The sequence below is a fragment of the Corynebacterium sp. ES2775-CONJ genome (assembly GCF_024814515.1).
In the GTDB taxonomy this organism is placed as follows: Bacteria; Actinomycetota; Actinomycetes; order Mycobacteriales; family Mycobacteriaceae; genus Corynebacterium.
In genome coordinates, this window is the sequence record NZ_JANUXT010000003.1 from 95,768 (window position 1) to 117,489 (window position 21,722).

Here is a 21,722-nt window from a genome sequence, read left to right on the forward strand (position 1 = left end):
TATATAAATAGGTCCCTCTCCAGATGAAGTGGAGAGGGACCTATTCGCTATCTTAGCCCCGTGGCGTCATAAGAAACCACGCCAGGAAATAAAGGAGCAGTTGCGGGCCAGGCAGCATCATGGAGAGCAAGAATATCAACCGCAGCAACGTGATATTGACACCGTAGGTTTCCCCGATACCCGCCAACACTCCCCCAGCGATTCCCTGAGTCCGCGAACGGTGGACCTGCCGTTGGTACCACGGGACAGAAGGGTCGCCATAGGGCGTCGAATAAAATTCCATCGAAGTCTCCTTAATTGTGATGTGATCCTTCTATTATGCCTTTTCACAACAACTGTAGGTATCAGGGATCCCCCTGAATAAACCCTGAATTCACACTGCTGGTGAATCGATATCAGGAGCAGAGAGATCTTGATCTTGAATATTCTGGAGATATATTTCTACCGCTGCCATCAATTCGGGTGTGATGGTGTCGAAAATCAATGATCGCACCGTATTTACATGGGTCGGGGCCGCTTCCACCAGACGCTTCTTTCCTTCGGCACTGAGGCTGATATGGATGCCTCGTGCATCACCGGAACACTTACTTTTAGCTACGAGACCGCGCTTCTCCATGCGAGTTACCTGGTGCGACGTCCGGGAGCGATCCCACTCCAGATTGGCGCACAAATCGCGCAGACGCAGCATCTCATCCGGAGCTTCCGATAGGCATACGAGGACGGCGAATTCGCTACTGGTGAGCTTGTGTTCATTGTGCAGTACTTGCTCATTAGTATTCTGTACCTTCCGCACGGTGCTTAGTAGGAGGCGCCAAAATACCTGCTCTTCGTCGGTCAACCAGCGGGGAGTACTCATAAAGCCCATGATAACCGCATAATTTTCTTTTGGGAAACGTCACGGTCTCTACTTGTAAAATTGTCCTTGCGGAATTTTTAAAGCCTGTTACTATTTTTTGAGCAAAGCGAGAGGTCTTTCATCGCACTGGGTAACACCCTGGTAGCGCGAGGGAACACAGGTTAGGACGAAAATTTGCTGAGTTTTAGCGAGCTGGTTGAACACTGCCGCCATAGCGTCCAGACGCGTGGCATCTGTTGATCCGAGTACATCGTCAAAAAATACTGGGATTGACTGCTCGCTCACCAGGGAGGCAACGGCAAGCCTCGATAGGATATTCAGCTGCTCTTTTGCCCCACCTGAGAGTTCGCCCTGTTCTACGCGAACTCCACCCATTCCGGTACGCGCGAGCACTTGGAGCTTTTCGCTCAACTCAAAATTCACATCAGGCCCCCATACAATCCGTGCTAAGGAATTGAGTTTTTGGGCAAAGGGGAGGGCATAGCGCTCTCGGGCCAATTTCTGGTGTGAAAGTAGTATCTGATAAAGGAGCTTTGCCGCTGCTGCCCGGCTCTCTATCGCCTCAAGTTTACGCTCCGCCTGACTTAGATGATCGCAGGCTAGGTCGTAGTCTGTGCCGGCCCCATCGGCTTGTTCGATATAGCCGGCCATGCGGGCGATTTCCTGCTCGGCTCGTCTTAATGATTCTTTGGTGTTGGTCACTTTCGCTTGCGCAACTTCCAGTGCTCTTTTTTTATTCTCGATATCCAAGAGATCGAGTTGCTTTTTGGCTGCTTCCCATTTCTGACGGGTTTTCTCCACCATCGTCTCCGCAGATTCTCGTTGCTGATCTAAGACCAAAGAACTCACTTCGGCTTCGGCGCTTTCTAGATACAGTTCCTCTCGCTGCAAAACAGCTTCTTTGGCGCTAATAGTACTACTGAGCGATTGCAGGAGTTGAGCTTGCGGGGAGTTCTCACTATCGGTGATCTGAGCGTCAAGGCACTCTCGCTCTTCTTCTTTTTCTTCTTTTGATTTCTCTAGAAGATGGAGCTCAGCGCTTAGATCGGCCGAGCTATCCTCATCCTCGTCCTGAGGTGCTGCAGCGATGAGCTGCGATAACTCTGCGTGGGTGCGCTCCTTGGTTAATTCCTTCAGTGTGCTGCGGTAGCTGACTATACTACGGGTTGCTTCTTGCCCTGCATGGAATATCTCACGTGCCTGTTCGATAGTTTCGACACCGGCAGCGTCTTTTAACTCCTGCCATTTGGCCTCCGAATCGTCTCGCTCGCGTTGCACCGAACCGGCGCCTGGAGTGATCTCTGCGGTAATATCACCAATCTCGAGTGTTAAGGGTTTGGTGATTAAGTAGTCTCTACGCTCCCGACCAACTGCTACATCCTGTCCGTCGACTAGAAGCTCGGTGTCGGAACGGGCTGATAGGGATAGAACCGTCGATTGGGCTTCGGCCTTGATAGAAGCGGCATTGAAATTCTCCCACGCCTGCTCCAGTTGCTTAAGTACACTGTTCTCGATGTGGGGAACTTGTGCGAGACGGGCAATAGTTTCTTCGACTTCACGAATCTTTTCTAGGGTTTCTGTTGCCTCCCGAGCCAGTTCCCCAGCGGCCGTGCGTTCAATACGCTCCTTGAGAGTTTTTATCTCTTCCCGTAATTGCTTCAGTTGGTCAGTAAGATCGCCTCTGCGTGTTCTCAGCGCCTCAAGTTCCTCATGCTCTTTGTCGGCGGCCTGCGCTATGGGAATAATATCTTTGCGCAGTTGGGCCAGTTCCTGAGCAAGCTCTGCGCAAGCGGCTTGCAACTCTTGGCGCCTCTTGCACTCTCTTATACTGTGTTTTAAGGCTTCTTGTGCGCGCTCGAAGTCTTCTTTTAATCCCAGTAGCTTATTCTCAGCGGATTCGATCTCTGCAACCTGCTCTGCTAATTCGCTTACGTGATCATGGTACGTGGGCAGCGCTTTCTCCGATTCGGTGACGTGGCGCTGCTGTTTGTCATACTCAGCGATATAGGTGCTGAGATCTGAGAGTTTTTTCTTCTTGGCTTCGAAGTTTTGCTGAGCTTCTTGAACCGCCTGACGCGCATTTTTCACCTCGGTGGTTTCTCGCCCGGTTCTTTGGTAAAACCGTGAATACTCCTCGAAAGCTCTCTTAATCAATTCGTTTCCATGATCGGGAGAGGCATCCTCGTCCAGGTCAGCGCGTAAGGTGTCTTCTAATGGCTTAATATCAGCAAAGACCAGATCGTCGTCCATTTGGTCTTGTTGATTATAAAGTGCCCGAAAAAGTCCAGGATCGATATATCGCTGCTTGAGTTGTTCTAGTTGGTCCTCGGCGTCGTCCGCTGTATAGCTTCGGTTATCGACCTTCAGCTCAGTTTTGGGCGCTTTCAGATACTGCTTATATAGTTCGATCTTGTGCTCACCGAGGCGAAAATGCAGCCAAATTTCTGGAGCTTCATCCCGATCGAGAGGTTTGAGAGCCTTCACATTTTTGCTTTTTGAGGTTGCTTTCATATCCAATGCGATGCGGATAGCTTCAAGTATTGTGGATTTTCCTGCCTCATTATCTCCAGAGATCATAATAACGCCGGTGGCAGGGAGATCATCGAGAATGAGGTGATTGATACCGCGAATATTCTTGAGCTCAATTCGTTGGATGTCCATCGTGAATTCTCCTCTTAGGTCCTGTCCAGTCCGGCTTCAAGGCGCAGGAGCAATTTCAATGCCTCCTGAGCATGGGGATCTGTTGATTCTATGAGTTCCTCGAAAGCTTCACGGGCAAAACCGTCAAAACTAAGATCGTCCACATCATCGGCTGTGGGCTGAATAGCTAAGTCCATCAGGCGCGTCCGCGGAAATAGAGCTGCGAAAAGTACTGTTCGCTGAGCAAGTCCGTTCTCGAAGAATCTCATAGTACTAATATCAAGAGAGCCGGTGAGGGCATATTTGATAACCACTCGATCTTTATCTGGGAAGGCATCGAGGTAGGCAAAAAAATCTTCGACGTCCGCTCTGCTATACAGTTCGAAATGGGGTGCGATAAAGCGCCACGTGCCTACCGAAACTTCTACAGGTTTAACGGTACTTGTGTGGCCACTCTTTTCAATTTCGACGATCAGAGCATTTCCAGAGTTATATTCCCCCATCCCACTGGGTTCCTCTCTGAAATCCGTCACTTCGGGTGCGCCTGAATACCAAACTTTTCCGCTGGACCCCACCGACTGGGTGGAATGGGTATCACCAAGCGCAACATAATCAATGATCCCCTGTTCGAGAGCCTTGTCCACGGCAGCCAGATCAATAAGATCTGGGTTGACTTCATTAGAGCGCGCAAGCGCCTGTCCATGTCCCACCACAATTCGAATAGCCGAAGTGGGTAAAAGATCCTTCAACGCTTTAGCTACTAGATCCTGGCCTGCTCGCTTCGAGCGCAGCGGGGCTCCCACTAACTCGACGCCGGGGAGGACCTCTCGTAGCGAGTCATCGTCGAGGATATTTAAACCCTCGTATTCTTGCACACGGTGGAATATGCTATCCGCACTCAAAGGATCGTGATTTCCAGGTAGTAGATAGACTGGCACAGGGATATTCGCTAGCGCCTGCAGAGCGCGTTCTCGCACCCTGGCATTAATAGTATTATGCTCAAAAACGTCCCCTGCCACCACCATAAACGCGCACCCGTTGTCTGCAGCTATCTCACCGAGGCGCACTATGGCATCTTTGCGTGCCGCTTCAAAGCGGGGGCCTGCATCACCCTCGAGGAAAGCTCGGGTCATACCGATTTGAAAATCTGAGGTATGCAAGAATTTAACTGCCATTGTTCTTTCGGCCCCTCGCTCGCTGATTTTGTCGTTATTTTAATTTTAGAAGATTACTGAGACACATCATCGTCTGCGCGGATTAGATAATCGAAAATGTCTTCGATATCGCTTACTGCTCTTAATTCGTCCAAAGTACTGAAGCTGACCAATCGCATCGCTTGATGCAAAAGTGTGAGATCCGAGTCATCGAGAACAGAATGTACTTCCAACTCTGGGATAGGTGGCACAGGGCCTCCATGCCAAAATTCCTCTTGGTCGATAGTGGCATCTTTCGCCTTCTCTTGGGCAGCTATATGTGCGGCAGAGACTAGCAGCTCGTCGATTGCGGCAAACGAGAGTCCCCGCATCTTTAAGGCGACCTCAAACTCGCGCTCTATTTTCTCCTGGGCTTCATATGCAACCGCAACGAGATGCTTACATAGCGGCTTCAGGTCCGGGCAATCACACGAAAACCGGATGTCAAAAGGAGTGGCTCCAATTAAAAGATCTACCACCTCGTGAGGAAAGTCCCCGGCGCGCATCCGCTCGAGTGCGACGGGATTCTCCAGTAGGAGTTGAATAAGTTTTCTTTTTGCCTCTTCACCGAAGTAGGGCAAAGTTATGGCGCAATCGAATGGGAGATTTTGGGTACCCGCTACTGAACCGTATATAACCCCGTCCTTAAAATCGAGGCTCGCAACCTTACCTGCGCGCTGGTAGGACCGGCCTCGCTCTCCCCTCTTAGGTTCGGTTTTTTTCTCTACGAGTTCCACTATGCGCCTGGCTATTAAAGGGATGCGCTCGTGCTTTCGGTGCGAGCGCATCCCTTCGATACGTCGGATTTTCGCCGGCGATTGTCGTTCATCCTCGCCCGCTGAGCTGCGCTTTGCAGCATGAAAATTTGCGTAGATAATATTGTCGCGAGAAATATGCCTGTTCGGAGGTAGTGCTTGATTATCTGCCATTCTAGTCCTCCCTACTCAAACCATCGGACATGGTCCGATACTCTAGTAATTCTGCCAGCTCACTGTCGTCTAACTCGGTCAGCCACCCTTCACCGCGACTTATCATCGTGTGGGCGAGAGCTGATTTACCTTCGATAATTTCTTGTATTTTCTCCTCGAGGGTGCCGGCAGTAATGAGTTTGTATACCATGACATTTTTATCTTGACCGATGCGATAGGCACGGTCGGTGGCCTGATTTTCCACTGCTGGATTCCACCAGCGATCTATATGGACCACCACATTAGCTTGGGTGAGATTGAGTCCCGTGCCACCCGCCTTCAGCGAGAGCACCATTGCCGGCGCCCCGCTCGTTGATTGAAATTCATCCACCATCCGATCGCGGCCCGATTTACTCACACTTCCGTGCAAGAAGGGTATGTCAGTGCCATAGTAGTTTTCCAGATATGGTACAAGAATATCTCCGAAGGCCTTGTACTGGGTGAATACAAGAATTTTCTCGTCATTGGCACGGGCATTATCGACGATATTCATAAGCTCTTCGATTTTGCCAGAACGGTGCTTGCCTTTAAAGGTAACGGGCGAGTTATCGGCCAAGAAATGAGCTGGGTGATTACAGATCTGCTTAATTTTCGTCAAAGAACTAAGGATGAGGCCACGGCGCTTCATGCCCTCTCTATGGCTCAAAGCTTCTTTGAGTTCATTGACGTAGGCCTGGTAGAGAGCTGCCTGCTCAGCGGTCATATCGACTGTCACAATATTTTCGGTCTTTGCGGGCAGATCCTGGGCCACTGTCGGATCGGATTTCAACCTTCGTAAGATAAAAGGCTGCGTGAGAGTTTTAAGCTTCTCAGCCACGACTTCATCTTGGGTTACCTCAATGGGCTTGGCAAAATGATTTCTGAAAAATGACACGCTGCCTAGGATCCCTGGATTGCAAAAATCTAGGATGGCACGCAGTTCCAGCAACCTATTCTCCACTGGAGTGCCCGTCAAAGCCAGCCGGTGCGTACTCCTGAGTGCGCGCACAGCTTTGGAGGTTCGGGTCTGAGAATTTTTTATATGCTGTGCTTCATCGAGGGTGACCCGGTGCCAGTACACCTGGGTGAACAAAGAGATATCTCGGCTCACAGTGCCGTAGGAGGTGATCACGAGATCATAGCCAGCTAATTTATCAAGCTCATCTTTCGAACTTATCCGCTTGGGCCCATGGTGGACTAGCACCTTTAACTCTGGGGTAAATTTCTGCGCCTCCTTGGCCCAGTTTCCTACCACCGATGTAGGAGCGACCACCAAAGACGGCCCGTACGGGGACCTGGAGGTGATCCCACGCGTGGCGTGCATCTGTGTCTCAAACTCGGCTTTTTCTATTGCTTGGAGAGTGAGAAGTTGGAGGGTTTTTCCGAGTCCCATATCATCAGCCAAGATAGCGCCGAGATGCTGGCTAGACATCCACTTCAGCCATGAAACGCCGCGGTGCTGGTAATCGCGCAGTTGGGCTCTCACCGTGGTCGGGATTTTTACGGGTTGTGGTGCGGGTAGCTCGGGGAGATTTCCCTTACCCATCAGAGCCAGATACCAATCGCTTCCGGTGAATTCTACCGGGTCGTGTGCATACTGAGACTCATCAGCTAGAGACAATTCGCGCAGGTCCTGCAAGCTCAGACGTCCCGAGCTAGAGGCTTCCCTGGCGATGCGGGCTGTTAAGTCCGCGATTTCCTTTTTCCTGGTACAGATCAGATCGGGGTCGACATCTGATAGAAGCTCTTGGTGGAGCCTGGCACGCTCTTTTTCGAGGGAGCTCAGCTTCGAGCTGTGCATCTTCGATAAATATGAGCGCACTTTGTTCAAGGCTTGGGAATCAGCCATGACCCATTCGCCGCGCAGCTTTATCAGTCCCGACTGCGAGGCGATGAGTTCCTTCATTTCCTTGTCATCTAAGGTGGTGTCGCCGATAGCGATCTGCCAGGAAAAGTCCACAATAGCATCCATACCGACCTTGCGATCTCCTGTCGATTCACTGGCGGCGCTCACTTTGACGGTAGCCTTTGTATCCTGATTGCTCCACGCTTTGGGGAGAAAGATCGTATATCCAGCTTCGCGCAACCGTTTTATATCTGTGGCTATAAAGTCCACAAGATCGACAGTACTGAGGTAGATATCAAAATCCCCGCCCTGTCCGTCATTTAACCGTGTTGTCGGATGCGCGTGAGGTGTTTGTTCGGTTGAAAAATAGCGGGAGACAAAGGACAATTCTCGCCGCATAGCCTCCAACTGTTGACGGGTAGTTGAGTCAAATTGACTGAGAATAACAGGCACAGGTTGGTCGATACCGGATCTCACGCTGACTCTCACAGGCCACTCGGCATGATCAGCATTGTCGTATAAATTCTGCTCCTCTTCGTCTGAACGCGGGGGTTCCTCAACTCGAATTATCAGCTCCAGACCTACAGCCTGTATGGATTCTTTCCATTTATTCAACGCGCTCACAACTTGAGCGCTTCCGCGTCTAAGCGGTTCGGAGGCTAAAAGGGCACGCGGAAAATCGTGCCATGGTGTGGCTCGGGGTTTAAAATACAGCGGTTTGAGGATCGCCTGCGCAATCCAATGTGGCAATTCCTCGGCCATATCTTCTGCCACACTCGAACCACTATTGCGCACGAGTACACCAGGGCACGCGTGTGTCATATGAGCGATCCAACCGCGCTCTCCCAAGCCCGTCGATAGCTGCCACGTGGGATACCATTGCTGCTCAAAATAATTGAGTTTGATGGTGATCCGACCCGCCCGCACACAGTGATATAACCCCTTATACAGGTGGCTCATCCACTTCAGATCACTAGCAATCGTGGCGAGCTGGGATTCGGTGGTGGTGACCTCGTTGAGGGCAGCAACTCGGGCGAGGAGCTTAACAGCATATTCTGGAGCCAAGGCCATTGTGGGGACTCCCAGACGAACTTGGCGCCCTTTGGGGGTGAGCAGGGTCATATTCAACCGGTGCCAGAATTTTTTCCCCCGGATCATGGCGTCTATCTCGTCGGGGAAAACTCCCGGCGCAATATCATCAGGGGTAACAATACGGTGCCCCTCTACTTGTTCGATCCACAGATGCAGGCCCGAACTACGCTGCCAGAGTCCGTGAATTAAGTGAGAAGTCATATAAACCGTTCCACCCAAAGGAAAATCGAGTGCCAGAAGAAAAAGAAGCCGATCTGTATAAGAATATACCCTCGCTTTCATCTTGCGAATCCCTATAGATTGCACTCTCCCGCTACCACGAGGAATGCCCACAGCTCGGTATATTTCACTCTCTCCTGATTGTGCATCTCTGTTCGATAAAGTCCTGCTATTAACTACTAGGCGTGTAAGATCCCTTCCCGTGATGAAAAATTCCCACCCCTAATCGCAAGCAAGAGGCTCGAACAGTGTTAGGGGAAGAAATATTTTCATCTCTTTTCTTTTTGTCACTGAACTATCAAAGGAGGTGGCGGCCCTATGTCAGATCAAACCTGGTATATCCTCGCCATCATTATCTATATGAGCTCAATGCTTGGCATTGGCTACTGGAGCTACCGCCAAACTGACGCCTACGACGATTACGTTCTCGCCGGACGAGGCCTCAATCCTTTTGTTGCGGCGATGTCCGCCGGTGCCTCCGACATGTCTGGCTGGCTTCTCATGGGCCTTCCTGGTGCACTCTTTGTCAGCGGTATCAGCGAATTGTGGATTGCCGTTGGCTTGATTGCTGGCGCATGGGCCAATTGGAAGTGGGTAGCCCCGAGACTGCGCGCCTACTCAGAGGTCGCCTCCGACTCGGTCACTATCCCCTCCTTCTTTGAAAATCGACTCTCAGATTCCTCCCGCCTGCTCCGGGTAGTTTCCGCCCTCATTATTGTGGTCTTCTTTACCTTTTATGTTTCCTCCGGCATGGTGGCAGGCGGACGCTATTTCGAGTCAACCTTCGGCGGCAACTATCTGGACGGCATGTTGATCGTTGCCTTTATTACAGTGGTATACACATTCGTCGGGGGCTTTTTGGCGGTCTCTTATACGGATGCCGTTCAGGGCACGATCATGTTCTGTGCCCTTATCATCGTTCCTGTCATGGCGCTGTTTTATCTCGACGACCCCAGCTCTATATGGACATGGGCCGCCCATAACGATTACGGACCGTATACCTCTGGGGCGGGTAATCCCACCTACTTCTCAATGGTGTCCGGAGTTTCCTTCGCAGCGATTATCGGAAATATGGCTTGGGGCTTAGGTTACTTTGGTCAGCCGCATATCATCGTGCGATTTATGGCTTTACGCAGTCCATCCGACGCCAAGCGTGGCCGCGCTATTGGTATTGGCTGGATGATTTTGACCATTGCTGGCGCCACCTTTGTGGCGATTATCGGTACCGCCTTCTTCGGTCAGAACCCAAATATCTCGATTGTGGACCGCCAGGCCTTTGAAACCATCTTCCTAGATATGGGACGAATTCTTTTCCATCCCCTGATCGCTGGTCTCATCTTGACTGCGGTCCTAGCAGCTATCATGTCCACTATTTCTTCCCAGCTTTTAGTCTCCTCCACCTCACTCATAGAGGATCTTTACCTTATTGTGGTAAAGAAGAAACCACGTCAGCAGGTACTCATCAATCTTTCCCGCACAGCGGTGGTTGCGGTAGCTGTAGTTGCTGGCATTCTATCGGTAAATCCATCCGATTCCATCTTGGGATTAGTTGGCTTCGCGTGGGCGGGCTTTGGCTCGGCCTTCGGACCACTGGTGCTTTTGAGCCTCTACTGGAAGCGGCTAAATACCCAGGGCGCACTAGCTGGGATGATAACTGGTGCCATCGTGGTTTTCATCTGGGGATCGACGAGCCTTGGCGAATTCTTATACGAGATGGTGCCCGGTGTTATCAGCTCCTTTGTCGTCACCGTGGTGGTATCGCTGATCACCGCTCCCCCACAGGACACAGTCACTCAACAGTTTATGACCGCAACCGCTCGGGCTAGAGATTAAATTCCCGGGTTTAAGACTTCGGTTTAAAACTTCACCAAACCCCTCCTCGTTGCTTTTTCTTGGCAAGGAGAAGGGGTTTTGCGCATCTTGAGGAACCAAATGGACCCCCTGCTTAGTCGTAGGTCGTATGCGTCCATTTCGCAGTACTACTCAGGATGAGTATCGCATCCCTGTTATTCCCTTGATTCTCACGCTTGTGACCCTGATGTTGCTTGGGGAATACTTCCCAAATCCGCAGCGTAGTCATTTTGACTTCGATTCAATTCGGGTGGTCTCCCGCCGCACCCATATACTTGGTTATTCTCGGGAGGAGTTTGGATCAGGTTGGGCTACGATCCCCGGACACCCGTGTTCTATCCGCGAGGAGATCATCTATAGCCAACTATTGGAGTCTCCCTCAGACATACCCCGTGAAAGCGGTAGCTTTTGTCCCACGGCTCCTGCAACCGTGCCCCTTACTGGCCCCGATCCCTATTCAACAGCGACGCTTTCTACCGCAGCAGATGGTTCAGGTCGTGCCATCGAGGTGGATCATATCTTTCCGCTACGTGCGGCATGGGATATGGGGGCCTTTCGATGGGAGACGTCCCAACGGCGCGCCTTCGCCAATGATCCAGACAATCTAGTGGCGGTATCGCAAGAAGAGAATCAAAGAAAATCAGATCTTCTGCCCTCCCGATATCTTCCAAGCAATATCCACCGACGCTGTTGGTATGTCACGCGTCTCGCACGCATTGCGGTGAAATACGACCTTGCCCTGACAAAAAGGGACGTGTCAATTATGCGTCGACAGTGCCTGTTCGAGTAGGGTAGTCTTCCGTATCTTTTTAAGTATTCTAAGAAAGTGAAAGGACTCTACCATGAATTCTCTTCTGGAACTCCTCCATATCCTCACAGCGGTTCTCTTCCTTGGTCCCATTACCGTGGCGGTATCAAGCTTCCATACCCAAGCATTCAAAGCCAAAGACGGCGATCTGCAGGCCGCCGGAGCCGCTAAGGTTCTTCACAAGACCACTCAAACCTATGCGATACTCTCGCTTCTCGTTCCGCTTCTCGGCTTTGCGCTGATGTTTACCGGCGACTATTGGAGTGAAGGCCGTTACCATGCATCCATTGCCCTCTCTGTTATTGCTTGGGCTCTCCTTCTCTTCCTCATCATTCCGCGCCAGAAAAATATGCTAGGCGCCCTTAATCTCCTGCCAGCTGATGAACAATCGACGAAAACTTTTTCTGTTGCCGATTGGAATCGCGCGAAAAGCCAACTGTCAATGTTTGGCGGTATTTTCGCGGCGCTGTGGGTGATTGTCTTCATTCTTATGATGTGGTCTTCTATCACGAGCATCTTCGCTTAAAACCTAGTTGAGAAATGCCCTCTGGATTAAATAATCTAGAGGGCATTTTTTCTCAGTGGAGCTATATTCACATAAAAAATCCCCCTCCATTAACGGCGAACCATCAAATGGAGGGGGTCAATCATGGAATTAGTCGCGCCAACCGCCACGACGGTCATCGCGATCACGTCCACCGCGGAAACCACGGCCACCGCGATCACCACGGTCCCGGCCACCGCGCTGTCCTCCGCGCTCACCACGGAAACCACCACGATCACCACGGAATCCTCCGCGATCTCCGCGACCCGAGCCACGACGATCCATGGAGGCACCGGAATGATCGCGCTCAATCTGAATCAACTGCCCCGAGATACGGGTGTCGCGCAAGTTATCCAATACAGAGTTTGGCAAGTCACGCGGCAACTCCACTAACGTGTGGTCTGCGGCGATAGTAATGCGGCCGAAATCTTTATTGGAGAGACCACCTTCATTGGCCAGCGCGCCGACGATAGCACCAGGGCGCACATGCTGACGTTTACCCACTGCTAGGCGGTAGACAGCCATATCTTGGCCCGAGCGCTCGAAGCGGGAACCACCACGATCGCCCCGGTCACGACCTCCGCGTCGCTCATCGCCGAAGCGCCCACCACGGTCACGACCACCGCGATCATCACGATCACGACGACGCTCGAACGGCTCGTCCTTCATCAAGAACTCAGTACCCGCACGAGTTTGAGTTGCTAGGGCGGCTGCCACATCCTCCAACGGAACATCATGCTGTTCCGAGTACGCTTTCACCAAACTGCGGAACTCGGCAACCTGAGGATCTTCCAAGGACTCCGTGATCGAATCGGCAAATTTGGCACGGCGAGAATCATTAACTTCTTCAGCGGTCGGCAGATCCATCTCATGCAAAGGCGCATTAGTAGCACGCTCAATATTGCGGAGGAATCGGCGCTCACGAGGGGTGACAAAGAGAATTGCTTCGCCCGTACGCCCGGCACGGCCCGTACGACCAATCCGGTGCACATACGACTCAGTATCGGAGGGGATATCGAAGTTCAGCACGTGAGAAATGCGCTCCACGTCCAAACCGCGGGCCGCAACATCGGTGGCCACGAGGATATCAAGACGGCCGTCCTTGAGCTGGTCCACGGTGCGCTCACGCTGGGCTTGGGCAATATCGCCGTTAATAGCAGCTGCAGAGAAACCACGGGCACGCAGCTTTTCAGCGAGCTCCTCAGTTTCGTGCTTGGTACGCACGAACATGATCATGGCTTCAAACTCAGTGACTTCCAAGATACGGGTTAACGCATCGAGTTTATTGCGATGAGCCACATTAAGGAATCGCTGAGTAATATTAGTGGCGGTGCGGGTTTCAGACTTCACCTGGATCTCGCGGGGCTCATTCATATAGTCCCTAGAGATACGGCGAATACTATTAGGCATCGTCGCGGAGAAGAGAGCAACCTGCTTAACCTCTGGGGTATCGGCCAGGATGCGCTCAACATCTTCCTGGAAGCCCATATTCAGCATCTCATCAGCCTCATCAAGGACGAGGAAGCGTAGTGCTGAGATATCGAGAGATCCGCGCTGCAAGTGGTCGATCACACGACCTGGTGTGCCAACCACAATTTGGGCGCCACGGCGCAATCCCGAGAGCTGAATGCCATAGGACTGGCCGCCGTAGATCGGAAGTACGGAAATCCTTTTACCTAAGTGATCCGCGAAGGACTGAAACGCATCAGCTACCTGCAAGGCCAATTCACGCGTCGGTGCCAAAACGAGCGCTTGGGGGTGGCGTACATCAGGATCAATTTTGGATAAGATGGGCAACGCGAACGCTGCAGTCTTACCTGTACCAGTCTGAGCTAGGCCTAGAACATCATGGCCTTCGAGCAGGACTGGAATTGTCGCTGATTGGATAGGCGATGGAGATTCGTAGCCGACCTTTGATACTGCCTTCAGTACGAACTCGGGCAGACCCAATTCGGCGAAATTAGGTCCAGTATTTTCATTACTGGATTCACCTTCTGAGTCACTCTGGTCATCTACTTCGTTGTCTACTTCTACAGTAGAGCCGGTGTCCTCAGAAGTGTCCGCGTCCCGGGCGTCATCTGAACCTAGTACCTCATCAAGGGTAACTGGCTCAGTGGTTGCCTGCGTATTTTCCTGAGATTCCGACACATTATTATTCTCATCCAGCTCAATCGCGCCGCTGGTAGCGTCATCGGTAATACTCATTGCCCAATCTACGATACGGCATGACGAGGCTTTGGGGTTAATCGCCGAATCAAGGGATGCCACCCACCGAAAAGATAGGGCAAGCGCCTGATTAATTAATGCTGCTATTTATACATGCACCATCAAGAGTGTTACCTCACTACCCTAAAATTGATCCCCCATCTAAAGCGGCTTCGAGCGCCTTAACATCGCTATGCTTCCAGGTGATCGGAGGTTGTCGCTTTAACGAAGCTCTTGAAATCGAGAACCATCTCTTTACGTGAGTATGATCCTTGCTCGGAATCGTCTCAGTACGATCCATTCGTGGCGTGGCGAACACTTGATTCTCCCAGACGGAAAACCTCATCCTTCGGAATCATCTTGTCTAACGAAAATATACAGGCCAACGTAGTCATAGATATCAGCCCTCAATGCATGGCATTCGCGATAATCCCGGGTTGGGCATTTTCTGGGCACTTGATCTAGGGGGCTCTAAAGACCCGTGCGTTCGTAATCGGCGATCCATTCTTCAGTCAAGAGTCCGCCGTTGCGAGTATCAAGTGGTCGATTGATCGTCGCACTGTTTAATGCGGTGATTCCTCCTCCGGGAGAAGCAGATACTTTAGGCTTCCACTCCTCGTTTTCCAGGAGAGCACTCCGGCTAAGATTCGAGCTACCGATGATTACGCTGCGATACTTCCGGTGCTCAAAGAGATAGCCCTTCGAAAGAAGACCGCTGCCATGGTAGACACATACATCAATATTGGGAATTCGTAGCAACTCGCGGAATATATCCAGCCCGTCAAAACCGTCATACCTTGACCTAATAAGACTAAAAGGCCCTTGGAAGCCTAAGAGGTCGTCCTTCAACAACTCTAAAGCGTGAGAGCTAATAGACGCCACGGAAAACCTTGAGCACACTGCACCACTGGTTCTTCGCTCAACGCTCTGAGCATGGTGTTAGCCGGCTGATCCGAAATCTGTGTTGGGCTTAAGCGACTACCGGATTGAGTATCGGAATCAACAAAACCGAAGGGCACACTTTCCCCGCGCATCTAGACATCAACTGGTCGACATTATATTTAGCCTCAAGATTCATCAGTGCGCCCCACAAGAGCATCGACAGCGGCTAGATCTGCTGGCGCCCAATCAAGCTCATATAGTTGGCTAATTTCAACCCAGCGGATTTGGGCGTGCTCCTTCGGGGTAGGTTCTCGACCAACCAGTGTGCAGAAAAAAATACTCAGTTCCACCGAGCCGAAGTCGTAGTCATAGGTCGCGGTATTAACCAAATCCCCGACCTCTACACAACAGTCCAATTCTTCCTTGAGCTCGCGGACGAGAGCTGCAGCAGGAGTTTCCCCTGCTTCGATTTTTCCACCAGGAAATTCCCATTTCCCTTCAAGCGAGATCCCTACTCCACGCTGTGCTGCTAGAACCCTCTCACCGGCCACGATGGCGGCACCGACGACCCGGATTAATTTCTTCATAAAATTCTACGTTCCTTACACACCATCGCTTCAAGCAGGTTTACCTCAAGAGCTCCTAGAGGTCTGGACCAGTCTAACGGGCGTGATCTGAGCTGGTGAACTAACGACCTTTCCATCCCAACTCGGAGAAGCCAAAGAGTACTAAAGCCTACTATAGAATCAGAGAACGTCTAGAGGTCCTTCTCAGACTCGTCTCTTTTAGCTACTCTCGAGGCTCGAGATTTTCCACTGTAGCCTTAATTGCTAGGGTTTCCCGCGCGAAAACCCATCTGATAGCGGCAAAGAAAAGCACCGCGCTAGTTGCCAAGAAACCGATCTCGTAGCCATATATCTCCACCACTGCACCGATCAAAATTGGGCCTAGAATGGCACCAAAATCAGAGCTCATTTGGTAGGAAGCGAGAACTTTGCCCCCTGCACGGTCGTTGCCGATCAGATCGGCCAAGCTCGCCTGCATCGGCGGGTTGTAGAGACCGGAACCCACACCAGCTAGGACCGAGAGCGCGATGAGGTGGTAGATATCTTCGGTTAGTCCGAATGTCGCAGTGAATGTGGCGGAAACGAATAAACCTACAATGATTAGCGGCTTACGACCGTGGCGGTCAGCTAGACGCCCCGAGAACTGCAGAGCGAGGGCATTCCCGACCGCATAGGCCGCCAAGATGACCCCAGCAAAAGCTGGGCCTTGGTGGAATACGGTGGCAGCAAAAAGCGGAACGATGGCGATGCGCACTCCAAAATTGGCCCACCCGTTAGCGAAGGAGGCGATAAGGGCCGCCCGGTAAGTATTCAGTCGCACAGCTTCTTTGGGGCTGAAAGCTGGTTTTGATTCGCTCGTAGGGGTGGCCTCACCAATATTTTTAGGTAGCCGCAGGTAAACAATCAATGAGGCTAGCGATAGAAATACTCCATAAATGACAAAAGGCCAGCGCATTCCGAGGAAAGAGAGGGCGGAGCCAGCTAGTGGGCCCAGGATCGAACCAAAGAGGAAGCCTGAGGCATAAGCGCCCGAACAGCGCCCGCGAATTTCAGGAGGCGACAGTTTAACCACCAGACCCATTGCGGAGACTGTGAACATAGTAGAGCCAAAACCCGCGAGACCACGCAGCGCAACAATATGCCAATACTCTTGAGCAACCCCTACCAAGGTAGTAGTCACGGCAACACTGAGAAGCCCTGAAATATAGATGGTGCGCGATCCAAGAGCATCAACGAGTCTGCCGGCAAAGGGAGCGAAAATGAGGCGGCTGATAGCAAATACAGAGATGACGAATCCAGCCGCGGCGGTACCGACATTGAAGCTGGTGATGTACTGCGGCAGGATCGGGGATATAAAACCAAAACCTAGTGCGATAATAAACGCAGCCGCAACGAGAGTTTTAATCGATCCAGGTATTTTCGTGGTCGGCTCCTCAGCCACGACTATCCGCTCCTTCTTCTCACGATCGGGGTGATGTTGATCAACCCCATCATCCTAGTCCTGTTTCTCCCATTCGTACCGTACGCACAGATGCATAGCTTTCCACTCGATGAATGAAGCGCTTATCATGGCTGGTTATGATCACCGCCGGCGGATCCGGCTGCGACAAGGCGCGGTGGAGAAGCTGGTGGGCTACTGGTTCTTTTGATATTAAGTCCTGATCTGGTTCGTCGAGCAGAATGACGTGAGCGCCCGAATGGAGGGTTCGGGCAATCTGGGCGAGACGCAGGTCTTCCGCACTGAGATCGAGGGGGTGCGTATCACGTGTGGCTGTTGTGGGATTCGGGGCACCTGCGAGAAAATCCGAAAGAGTGATTTCGAGGACTTGGTCGACTGGATGCTGTACTGCCATAGCAACCGAGTGATCTCGCTGTTGCGTCGCAAGTTCGAGCAAGCACGTCGTCTTTCCGCTCCCATTTGCTCCACTTAGGTACACCACCTCACCTGGGATGAGCTCAGCGAAGGGTATGTGGGTGCTAAAGGTAACCTCTGCGGGCCGAAATAAGCGGCGACGAGTGCGGGTCGCAACACGTTGAGCTACCTTGATCGGCCAATATGTCCCCGGAAGGGGTGAGGTAACTGTTTCAAGCTCGAGTGGACTCGTAGGTGCTTCAGCTATGAAGAGGTGCACTTGCCCTGGGTATGAGTGCAGATACTGTTCTAAGAGCGTGCGGGCTTTGTGGTCGAGACCGCGGTAGGGGGATTCAATAAGGATGGTAGGAAACCGCAGAGCTAAAGTGCTTGCGATAACGACAAGCCGCACTTGACCCGGGGAAAGATCAGCTGGATTTCGCAATCGAAGCAGCTCAAGCCGCAGAGCCGCGATGACCTCATCGACCCGAGCCCGCATGGATGCCCGATCAATTCCTCGCTGCTCCAGCGGAAAAGCGATCTCTTCCTCTACACTTTCGCGCAGCAGACTAAGGTGAGTTGAAGCCTCGCTTTGAATAATCCCCATAGTTCCATCTGGCCGGTAGTGATTCAGAGCAGAGCCCTTGTGATGTTCAATCACGCTCATAGGACCCCTCCGATCATTGCTGCGATGATAACTGAAGGACGGGCGATCTTTTCCCACCATGGATCCCGCTCAGGGCAATAAACACTGCGTCTGCCTGCTAGATCCACACCGAGTGCGTGAAGGGCAACTTCTCTCTCCCCAGCGCGGTGAAGAAGCTGCATAATGAGGGGGAAAATATAGAATTCAACCACCATAAACGGGTGCCGCCACGAAGCTCTGCGGCCTGCCAAAGTGTTGGTGGTTATCACCGTCTCCAGTACGTGGCGGGCGAATGGTAAGAATTGGAGGGACTGCGTGATAAGGAAAGTAACCGAGTGGTGAATACGTGTGAGCTGCATGGCCTTGTTCAGGCGAGCTGGGGTAAAGAAACTAAAAGCCGCCACGGCGCTAGCCATAAGAGCGGCAAAACGCACACTAAGATGAAGAGCGATAGCCCCACCGTCGCGGGTGATCAACGGTGCTATGGACTGCTCACCAAACGGAATATGAATTATTGCGATGGATAAAGCTACTGGGGTCACGATTGTGAGGACAGCCCCGAGGGGTCTGAGACTCACGGTTTTTAGGCACGCAGCAGTAAGAGCGATAGCACAGACAAGAAGAGAAATTCTTAGGTCATTGCCCCCCAAGACAAAAATCCACGTAGCTGCGGCGAAGCTGAGAGTGGTAAGTGGATTAATCATGGAACCTACCGAAGTGTCGGGGAAATGGATGGCGTGAGAGCGGAGGCTGGCAGACGCTTGACGCAACGCCAGGCGATAAGAAAAACGAGCGCCTTATCGAGTGGATCAGAAAGAAAAGATTGCCACGTCACGGCTGCAAGGAGGGAATTCCCCATTTCCCGGAACAATGCTACTACTGCCCCTGTACCCACGCCCGCAGTGCCACCATAAACAACGGCCGCCACTGGTGCGGCGAGTGTTGCAGAGATGATGCCGACCCCGACGCCGGAAATTATAACCTTGACACTATGGTTCCCTATCCCTCTAGCGAAGGCTAACCCCGCAAGTAAACCAATGAGTCCTGATACTGCAGCGAAAGGTAAAGCTGCGGGATTAATAAGCGCCCAGACAACGCTGCTGAGAACCCCCGTAGCGAGTCCCGCTACGGGACCTGCAAGGATGGCGACCATGACCGTCCCAATAGAGTCTAAGTAGAGTGGGATACCTACAGCACCGAGAAGTTGACCGGTAATGATATTGAGCGCCAAGGCCATGGGGATCAGCGCTAAGGTTCGTGAGCTCAGTCGCGGAATAGATGCCGCAAGGAGGAGAAAAGCACCACACACATAAGCCACAAAGGTTATAAGAGCCGGAGAGGAACCAAATACCGAATCCCACTGCGTCGGACGGGCAAGAACCAAAAATAACCACGTGGCCCCAATAATCCCACCCCCAAGGGTGCCTAAAAGAAGAGATGAACGCGGGGCCGCTAACGCCGATTGCATAGGTGACATGAAAATCCTTAGTCCCTCTGCCTTCATAGAAGACAGACCAGTGGATCCCTGCTATGTCACCTCGCAGGGATAGAAAGAACGATCTTATCCTAGCGCAGGTTTCGACAACTTAGCCAATACCGTCAACACTCGCTCAAACTCTTCGTGCGCAGCATCAATATCCACGCTTTCGACAAGGCGAACCGACGGATCTCTCCCCCAATGCCCACGTAGATCCGCTACCGTTGTCCCCCGCATCATGCCCTCACACTCAACATCCACAGTGCTCAGCCTCCAAGTGGTTTCCACCTTACCTAGGGCAACCATCACAGTGAGCAGATCGTGGACCTGAGCCAGATACCCCTCACCCTGAGCCTCGTGAAATTCGAAATAGAAACGCAAGGCCTCTCTCAGCACCTTGGCAATGGGGTGCGAACCCACAATCTCACCATAGCGATCCAGTCGCTGCGGGGTAATAACCATCTGCTCAGTGACACCAAGCGAACACACAGTCACCCGCTGGTCTCCGGGGGCCAGAGCAAAAACATCTTTAGCAGCATGCGGATCAACCCAGGTATTCCACTCAGCAGTAGGAGTCGTATTACCAGGATAAAAATACGCCCCGCCCATAATCGTCACCGTGCTCGGCCATGGACGATCGGCCAACCACGTAGCAAGATTCGTCGCAGGACCAGTCACAATCACATGCGCACAAGAATCGACCGCCTTTTGCCACAACTTTCTCCACGCAGCGGGAGCATTTTCGAGGGATATCCCTGGGTAGGACGACTCCGCGGGCTTCGAGGTCTCCGAAACATCTGTGATGTATCCAAGCCCGCGGGGACCATGCGTTTCTGGGGTGGTGACCAGATCAACTACCACGGGTTGATGCTGCCCAACCGCTATGTCGACCCCTTCGACTCCCACGCGGGACAAAATATACGCGCTATTTTCAGCACATAGGTCAGCCTCTGCATTACCGGCAGTGGTGGTCACTGCCTGCAATTCGATCTCACCTGCTCGGTGTAAAGCTCCGAGATAGATCAACGCTAGAGCATCATCGATACCAGTATCACAATCAAGGAGAACCCGAGGAACAGATCTGAGCGCGTAATTCATACCTTAAGCCTATGGCCTACACGTTCTAGCTCACAAGGAAAGTATGAATCCTAGTAGTTGGGAGCGTCGGGATCGTCGATATCTTCAACCTCTGCTTCTGCTTCGATATCATCGTCATCTACATCGTCGACTGGATCAGTAGTGTCGTCTTCTCCCAGTTCATCCTCGTCGTATTCATAGAAGAAATCATCATTATCATCGTCGTCTTCGCCGAAAAGATCGTAGACCTCTGGCTCGTCGTCCTCGCCTTCGAGAGCTCCTAGTTGCTCTTCCCAAGCCTCAGCTTGATCGGCGGCAAGCGAGATAACGTCGAATAGTCGATCGAAGTCCACGAAGGACCCCAGTTCCAACACTTCTTTATGCTGATCAACTACCGCGTCGAGGTAATCTTCGAGGAGTCTGGAGATTTCATGTTCGGGAAGATCTGAGTTTTCGGCAAATTCGAGGAAAGAATTAGTGGCGTGGTCGAGAGTATTGCCAAATCCGGCACCCACAGTGATAAAGGCCACGGCAGCTGAGGGAAGGCCGCCTTCAACAGAGAAATCGACGCGCACCAATCCACCGTCTGTCAGAGGAGCCCAAACAGCGTTCTCTTCCTCGGGGTCTTGTTCGAATTCGATATCTTGTACGCGCTCATCCGCACCCTCCATAAGGTCGCGCATTACGGTGATGATACTATCCGTCGCAACGTTTTGAGCGATAGTGTCCACAGCATCCTCGACGGAGAACACTACGGAAGTGAGCACAGCGTCAAAGTCATCATGGTCATCGGCGGTGGCTATATAAACATTGGCGGCGGGCATATGGGGATCGATCTCCACAAACTGAACTTCTAGCTCCGAGGAGATAGGAACGAATAGGATGTCATTGTGGACCCTGGACTCAATGCCTTCAGCGTCAAGTGCAGCTGCGATATCTTCAAAAAATCTCAACGATTTTGTCCTTTACCTCGATTAACTCGAAAAGGGTGAGCGGCACCCACCTCCAGATTAGCGCTAAA

Annotated in this window: 18 protein-coding genes; 3 read left to right on the forward strand and 15 right to left on the reverse strand. The window is 51.9% G+C overall.

Features of this window, described 5'->3' with window-relative positions:
- Positions 1 to 52: 52 nt before the first annotated feature.
- The 6 genes from NXT01_RS04440 to NXT01_RS04465 all read right to left on the reverse strand — a co-directional run bounded on the left by NXT01_RS04440 (position 53) and on the right by NXT01_RS04465 (position 8,775).
- Positions 53 to 283 carry a PspC domain-containing protein gene (locus NXT01_RS04440; protein ID WP_259078018.1) on the reverse strand — a complete coding sequence of 77 codons (231 nt, stop codon included), beginning with the start codon at positions 281 to 283 and terminating at the stop codon, positions 53 to 55.
- Positions 284 to 373: 90 nt separating this feature from the next.
- Entirely contained in the window at positions 374 to 856 is a 483-nt protein-coding gene (locus NXT01_RS04445) for a MarR family winged helix-turn-helix transcriptional regulator (RefSeq protein WP_259078019.1), read from the reverse strand.
- A gap of 90 nt (positions 857 to 946) precedes the next feature.
- Positions 947 to 3,517 carry an AAA family ATPase gene (locus NXT01_RS04450; protein WP_259078021.1) on the reverse strand — a complete coding sequence of 857 codons (2,571 nt, stop codon included), beginning with the start codon at positions 3,515 to 3,517 and terminating at the stop codon, positions 947 to 949.
- Between the two features lie 14 nt (positions 3,518 to 3,531).
- A complete protein-coding gene (locus tag NXT01_RS04455; RefSeq protein ID WP_259078022.1) occupies positions 3,532 to 4,671 on the reverse strand; it encodes an exonuclease SbcCD subunit D in 1,140 nt (379 codons plus the stop codon).
- A 53-nt stretch (positions 4,672 to 4,724) separates the two neighbouring features.
- Positions 4,725 to 5,618 (reverse strand): SWIM zinc finger family protein, encoded by an 894-nt coding sequence (locus tag NXT01_RS04460; RefSeq protein ID WP_259078023.1) that lies wholly within the window; start codon positions 5,616 to 5,618, stop codon positions 4,725 to 4,727.
- Between the two features lies 1 nt (position 5,619).
- Positions 5,620 to 8,775 (reverse strand): DEAD/DEAH box helicase, encoded by a 3,156-nt coding sequence (locus NXT01_RS04465; RefSeq protein WP_259078025.1) that lies wholly within the window; start codon positions 8,773 to 8,775, stop codon positions 5,620 to 5,622.
- A 336-nt stretch (positions 8,776 to 9,111) separates the two neighbouring features.
- Between NXT01_RS04465 and putP the strand changes: the two genes are divergently transcribed.
- The 3 genes from putP (at position 9,112) to NXT01_RS04480 (ending at position 11,978) form a co-directional block, all read left to right on the forward strand.
- Entirely contained in the window at positions 9,112 to 10,626 is a 1,515-nt protein-coding gene (gene putP / locus NXT01_RS04470) for a sodium/proline symporter PutP (protein ID WP_259078027.1), read from the forward strand.
- Positions 10,627 to 10,753: 127 nt separating this feature from the next.
- Positions 10,754 to 11,434 (forward strand): HNH endonuclease family protein, encoded by a 681-nt coding sequence (locus NXT01_RS04475; protein WP_259078029.1) that lies wholly within the window; start codon positions 10,754 to 10,756, stop codon positions 11,432 to 11,434.
- Positions 11,435 to 11,486: 52 nt separating this feature from the next.
- On the forward strand, positions 11,487 to 11,978 hold the full coding sequence (locus NXT01_RS04480; protein WP_259078031.1) for a DUF2269 family protein: 492 nt from the start codon (positions 11,487 to 11,489) through the stop codon (positions 11,976 to 11,978).
- 129 nt (positions 11,979 to 12,107) lie between these two features.
- Here NXT01_RS04480 and NXT01_RS04485 read toward each other — a convergent pair whose 3' ends face one another.
- From NXT01_RS04485 to NXT01_RS04525, 9 genes are all read right to left on the reverse strand, one after another.
- A complete protein-coding gene (locus NXT01_RS04485; protein ID WP_259078437.1) occupies positions 12,108 to 14,201 on the reverse strand; it encodes a DEAD/DEAH box helicase in 2,094 nt (697 codons plus the stop codon).
- 471 nt (positions 14,202 to 14,672) lie between these two features.
- Complete coding sequence (locus tag NXT01_RS04490; RefSeq protein ID WP_259078033.1) at positions 14,673 to 15,083, reverse strand: hypothetical protein; 411 nt, start codon at positions 15,081 to 15,083, stop codon at positions 14,673 to 14,675.
- A 185-nt stretch (positions 15,084 to 15,268) separates the two neighbouring features.
- Positions 15,269 to 15,670, reverse strand: a complete 402-nt coding sequence (locus tag NXT01_RS04495; protein ID WP_259078035.1) for a (deoxy)nucleoside triphosphate pyrophosphohydrolase — start codon at positions 15,668 to 15,670, stop codon at positions 15,269 to 15,271.
- 202 nt (positions 15,671 to 15,872) lie between these two features.
- Positions 15,873 to 17,096 carry an MFS transporter gene (locus tag NXT01_RS04500; protein WP_396124746.1) on the reverse strand — a complete coding sequence of 408 codons (1,224 nt, stop codon included), beginning with the start codon at positions 17,094 to 17,096 and terminating at the stop codon, positions 15,873 to 15,875.
- Between the two features lie 43 nt (positions 17,097 to 17,139).
- Positions 17,140 to 18,168 carry an AAA family ATPase gene (locus NXT01_RS04505; protein WP_259078038.1) on the reverse strand — a complete coding sequence of 343 codons (1,029 nt, stop codon included), beginning with the start codon at positions 18,166 to 18,168 and terminating at the stop codon, positions 17,140 to 17,142.
- A complete protein-coding gene (locus tag NXT01_RS04510; protein ID WP_259078039.1) occupies positions 18,165 to 18,851 on the reverse strand; it encodes an energy-coupling factor transporter transmembrane protein EcfT in 687 nt (228 codons plus the stop codon). The genes NXT01_RS04505 and NXT01_RS04510 overlap by 4 nt, the downstream gene beginning before the upstream one ends.
- A 5-nt stretch (positions 18,852 to 18,856) precedes the next feature.
- Positions 18,857 to 19,624 carry an ECF transporter S component gene (locus tag NXT01_RS04515; RefSeq protein ID WP_396124735.1) on the reverse strand — a complete coding sequence of 256 codons (768 nt, stop codon included), beginning with the start codon at positions 19,622 to 19,624 and terminating at the stop codon, positions 18,857 to 18,859.
- 84 nt (positions 19,625 to 19,708) lie between these two features.
- Positions 19,709 to 20,722 (reverse strand): nucleoside hydrolase, encoded by a 1,014-nt coding sequence (locus tag NXT01_RS04520; protein WP_259078041.1) that lies wholly within the window; start codon positions 20,720 to 20,722, stop codon positions 19,709 to 19,711.
- A gap of 50 nt (positions 20,723 to 20,772) precedes the next feature.
- Complete coding sequence (locus NXT01_RS04525; RefSeq protein WP_259078043.1) at positions 20,773 to 21,654, reverse strand: hypothetical protein; 882 nt, start codon at positions 21,652 to 21,654, stop codon at positions 20,773 to 20,775.
- Positions 21,655 to 21,722 lie beyond the last annotated feature (68 nt).

What these genes read in the sequence shown, in the direction of transcription:
- NXT01_RS04440 (WP_259078018.1), bottom strand. Translation starts at nt 283, where the DNA reads ATGGAATTTTATTCGACGCCCTATGGCGACCCTTCTGTCCCGTGGTAC.
- NXT01_RS04445 (WP_259078019.1), bottom strand. Translation starts at nt 856, where the DNA reads ATGAGTACTCCCCGCTGGTTGACCGACGAAGAGCAGGTATTTTGGCGC.
- NXT01_RS04450 (WP_259078021.1), bottom strand. Translation starts at nt 3,517, where the DNA reads ATGGACATCCAACGAATTGAGCTCAAGAATATTCGCGGTATCAATCAC.
- NXT01_RS04455 (WP_259078022.1), bottom strand. Translation starts at nt 4,671, where the DNA reads ATGGCAGTTAAATTCTTGCATACCTCAGATTTTCAAATCGGTATGACC.
- NXT01_RS04460 (WP_259078023.1), bottom strand. Translation starts at nt 5,618, where the DNA reads ATGGCAGATAATCAAGCACTACCTCCGAACAGGCATATTTCTCGCGAC.
- NXT01_RS04465 (WP_259078025.1), bottom strand. Translation starts at nt 8,775, where the DNA reads ATGACTTCTCACTTAATTCACGGACTCTGGCAGCGTAGTTCGGGCCTG.
- putP (WP_259078027.1), top strand. Translation starts at nt 9,112, where the DNA reads ATGTCAGATCAAACCTGGTATATCCTCGCCATCATTATCTATATGAGC.
- NXT01_RS04475 (WP_259078029.1), top strand. Translation starts at nt 10,754, where the DNA reads ATGCGTCCATTTCGCAGTACTACTCAGGATGAGTATCGCATCCCTGTT.
- NXT01_RS04480 (WP_259078031.1), top strand. Translation starts at nt 11,487, where the DNA reads ATGAATTCTCTTCTGGAACTCCTCCATATCCTCACAGCGGTTCTCTTC.
- NXT01_RS04485 (WP_259078437.1), bottom strand. Translation starts at nt 14,201, where the DNA reads ATGAGTATTACCGATGACGCTACCAGCGGCGCGATTGAGCTGGATGAG.
- NXT01_RS04495 (WP_259078035.1), bottom strand. Translation starts at nt 15,670, where the DNA reads ATGAAGAAATTAATCCGGGTCGTCGGTGCCGCCATCGTGGCCGGTGAG.
- NXT01_RS04505 (WP_259078038.1), bottom strand. Translation starts at nt 18,168, where the DNA reads ATGAGCGTGATTGAACATCACAAGGGCTCTGCTCTGAATCACTACCGG.
- NXT01_RS04510 (WP_259078039.1), bottom strand. Translation starts at nt 18,851, where the DNA reads ATGATTAATCCACTTACCACTCTCAGCTTCGCCGCAGCTACGTGGATT.
- NXT01_RS04515 (WP_396124735.1), bottom strand. Translation starts at nt 19,624, where the DNA reads ATGTCACCTATGCAATCGGCGTTAGCGGCCCCGCGTTCATCTCTTCTT.
- NXT01_RS04520 (WP_259078041.1), bottom strand. Translation starts at nt 20,722, where the DNA reads ATGAATTACGCGCTCAGATCTGTTCCTCGGGTTCTCCTTGATTGTGAT.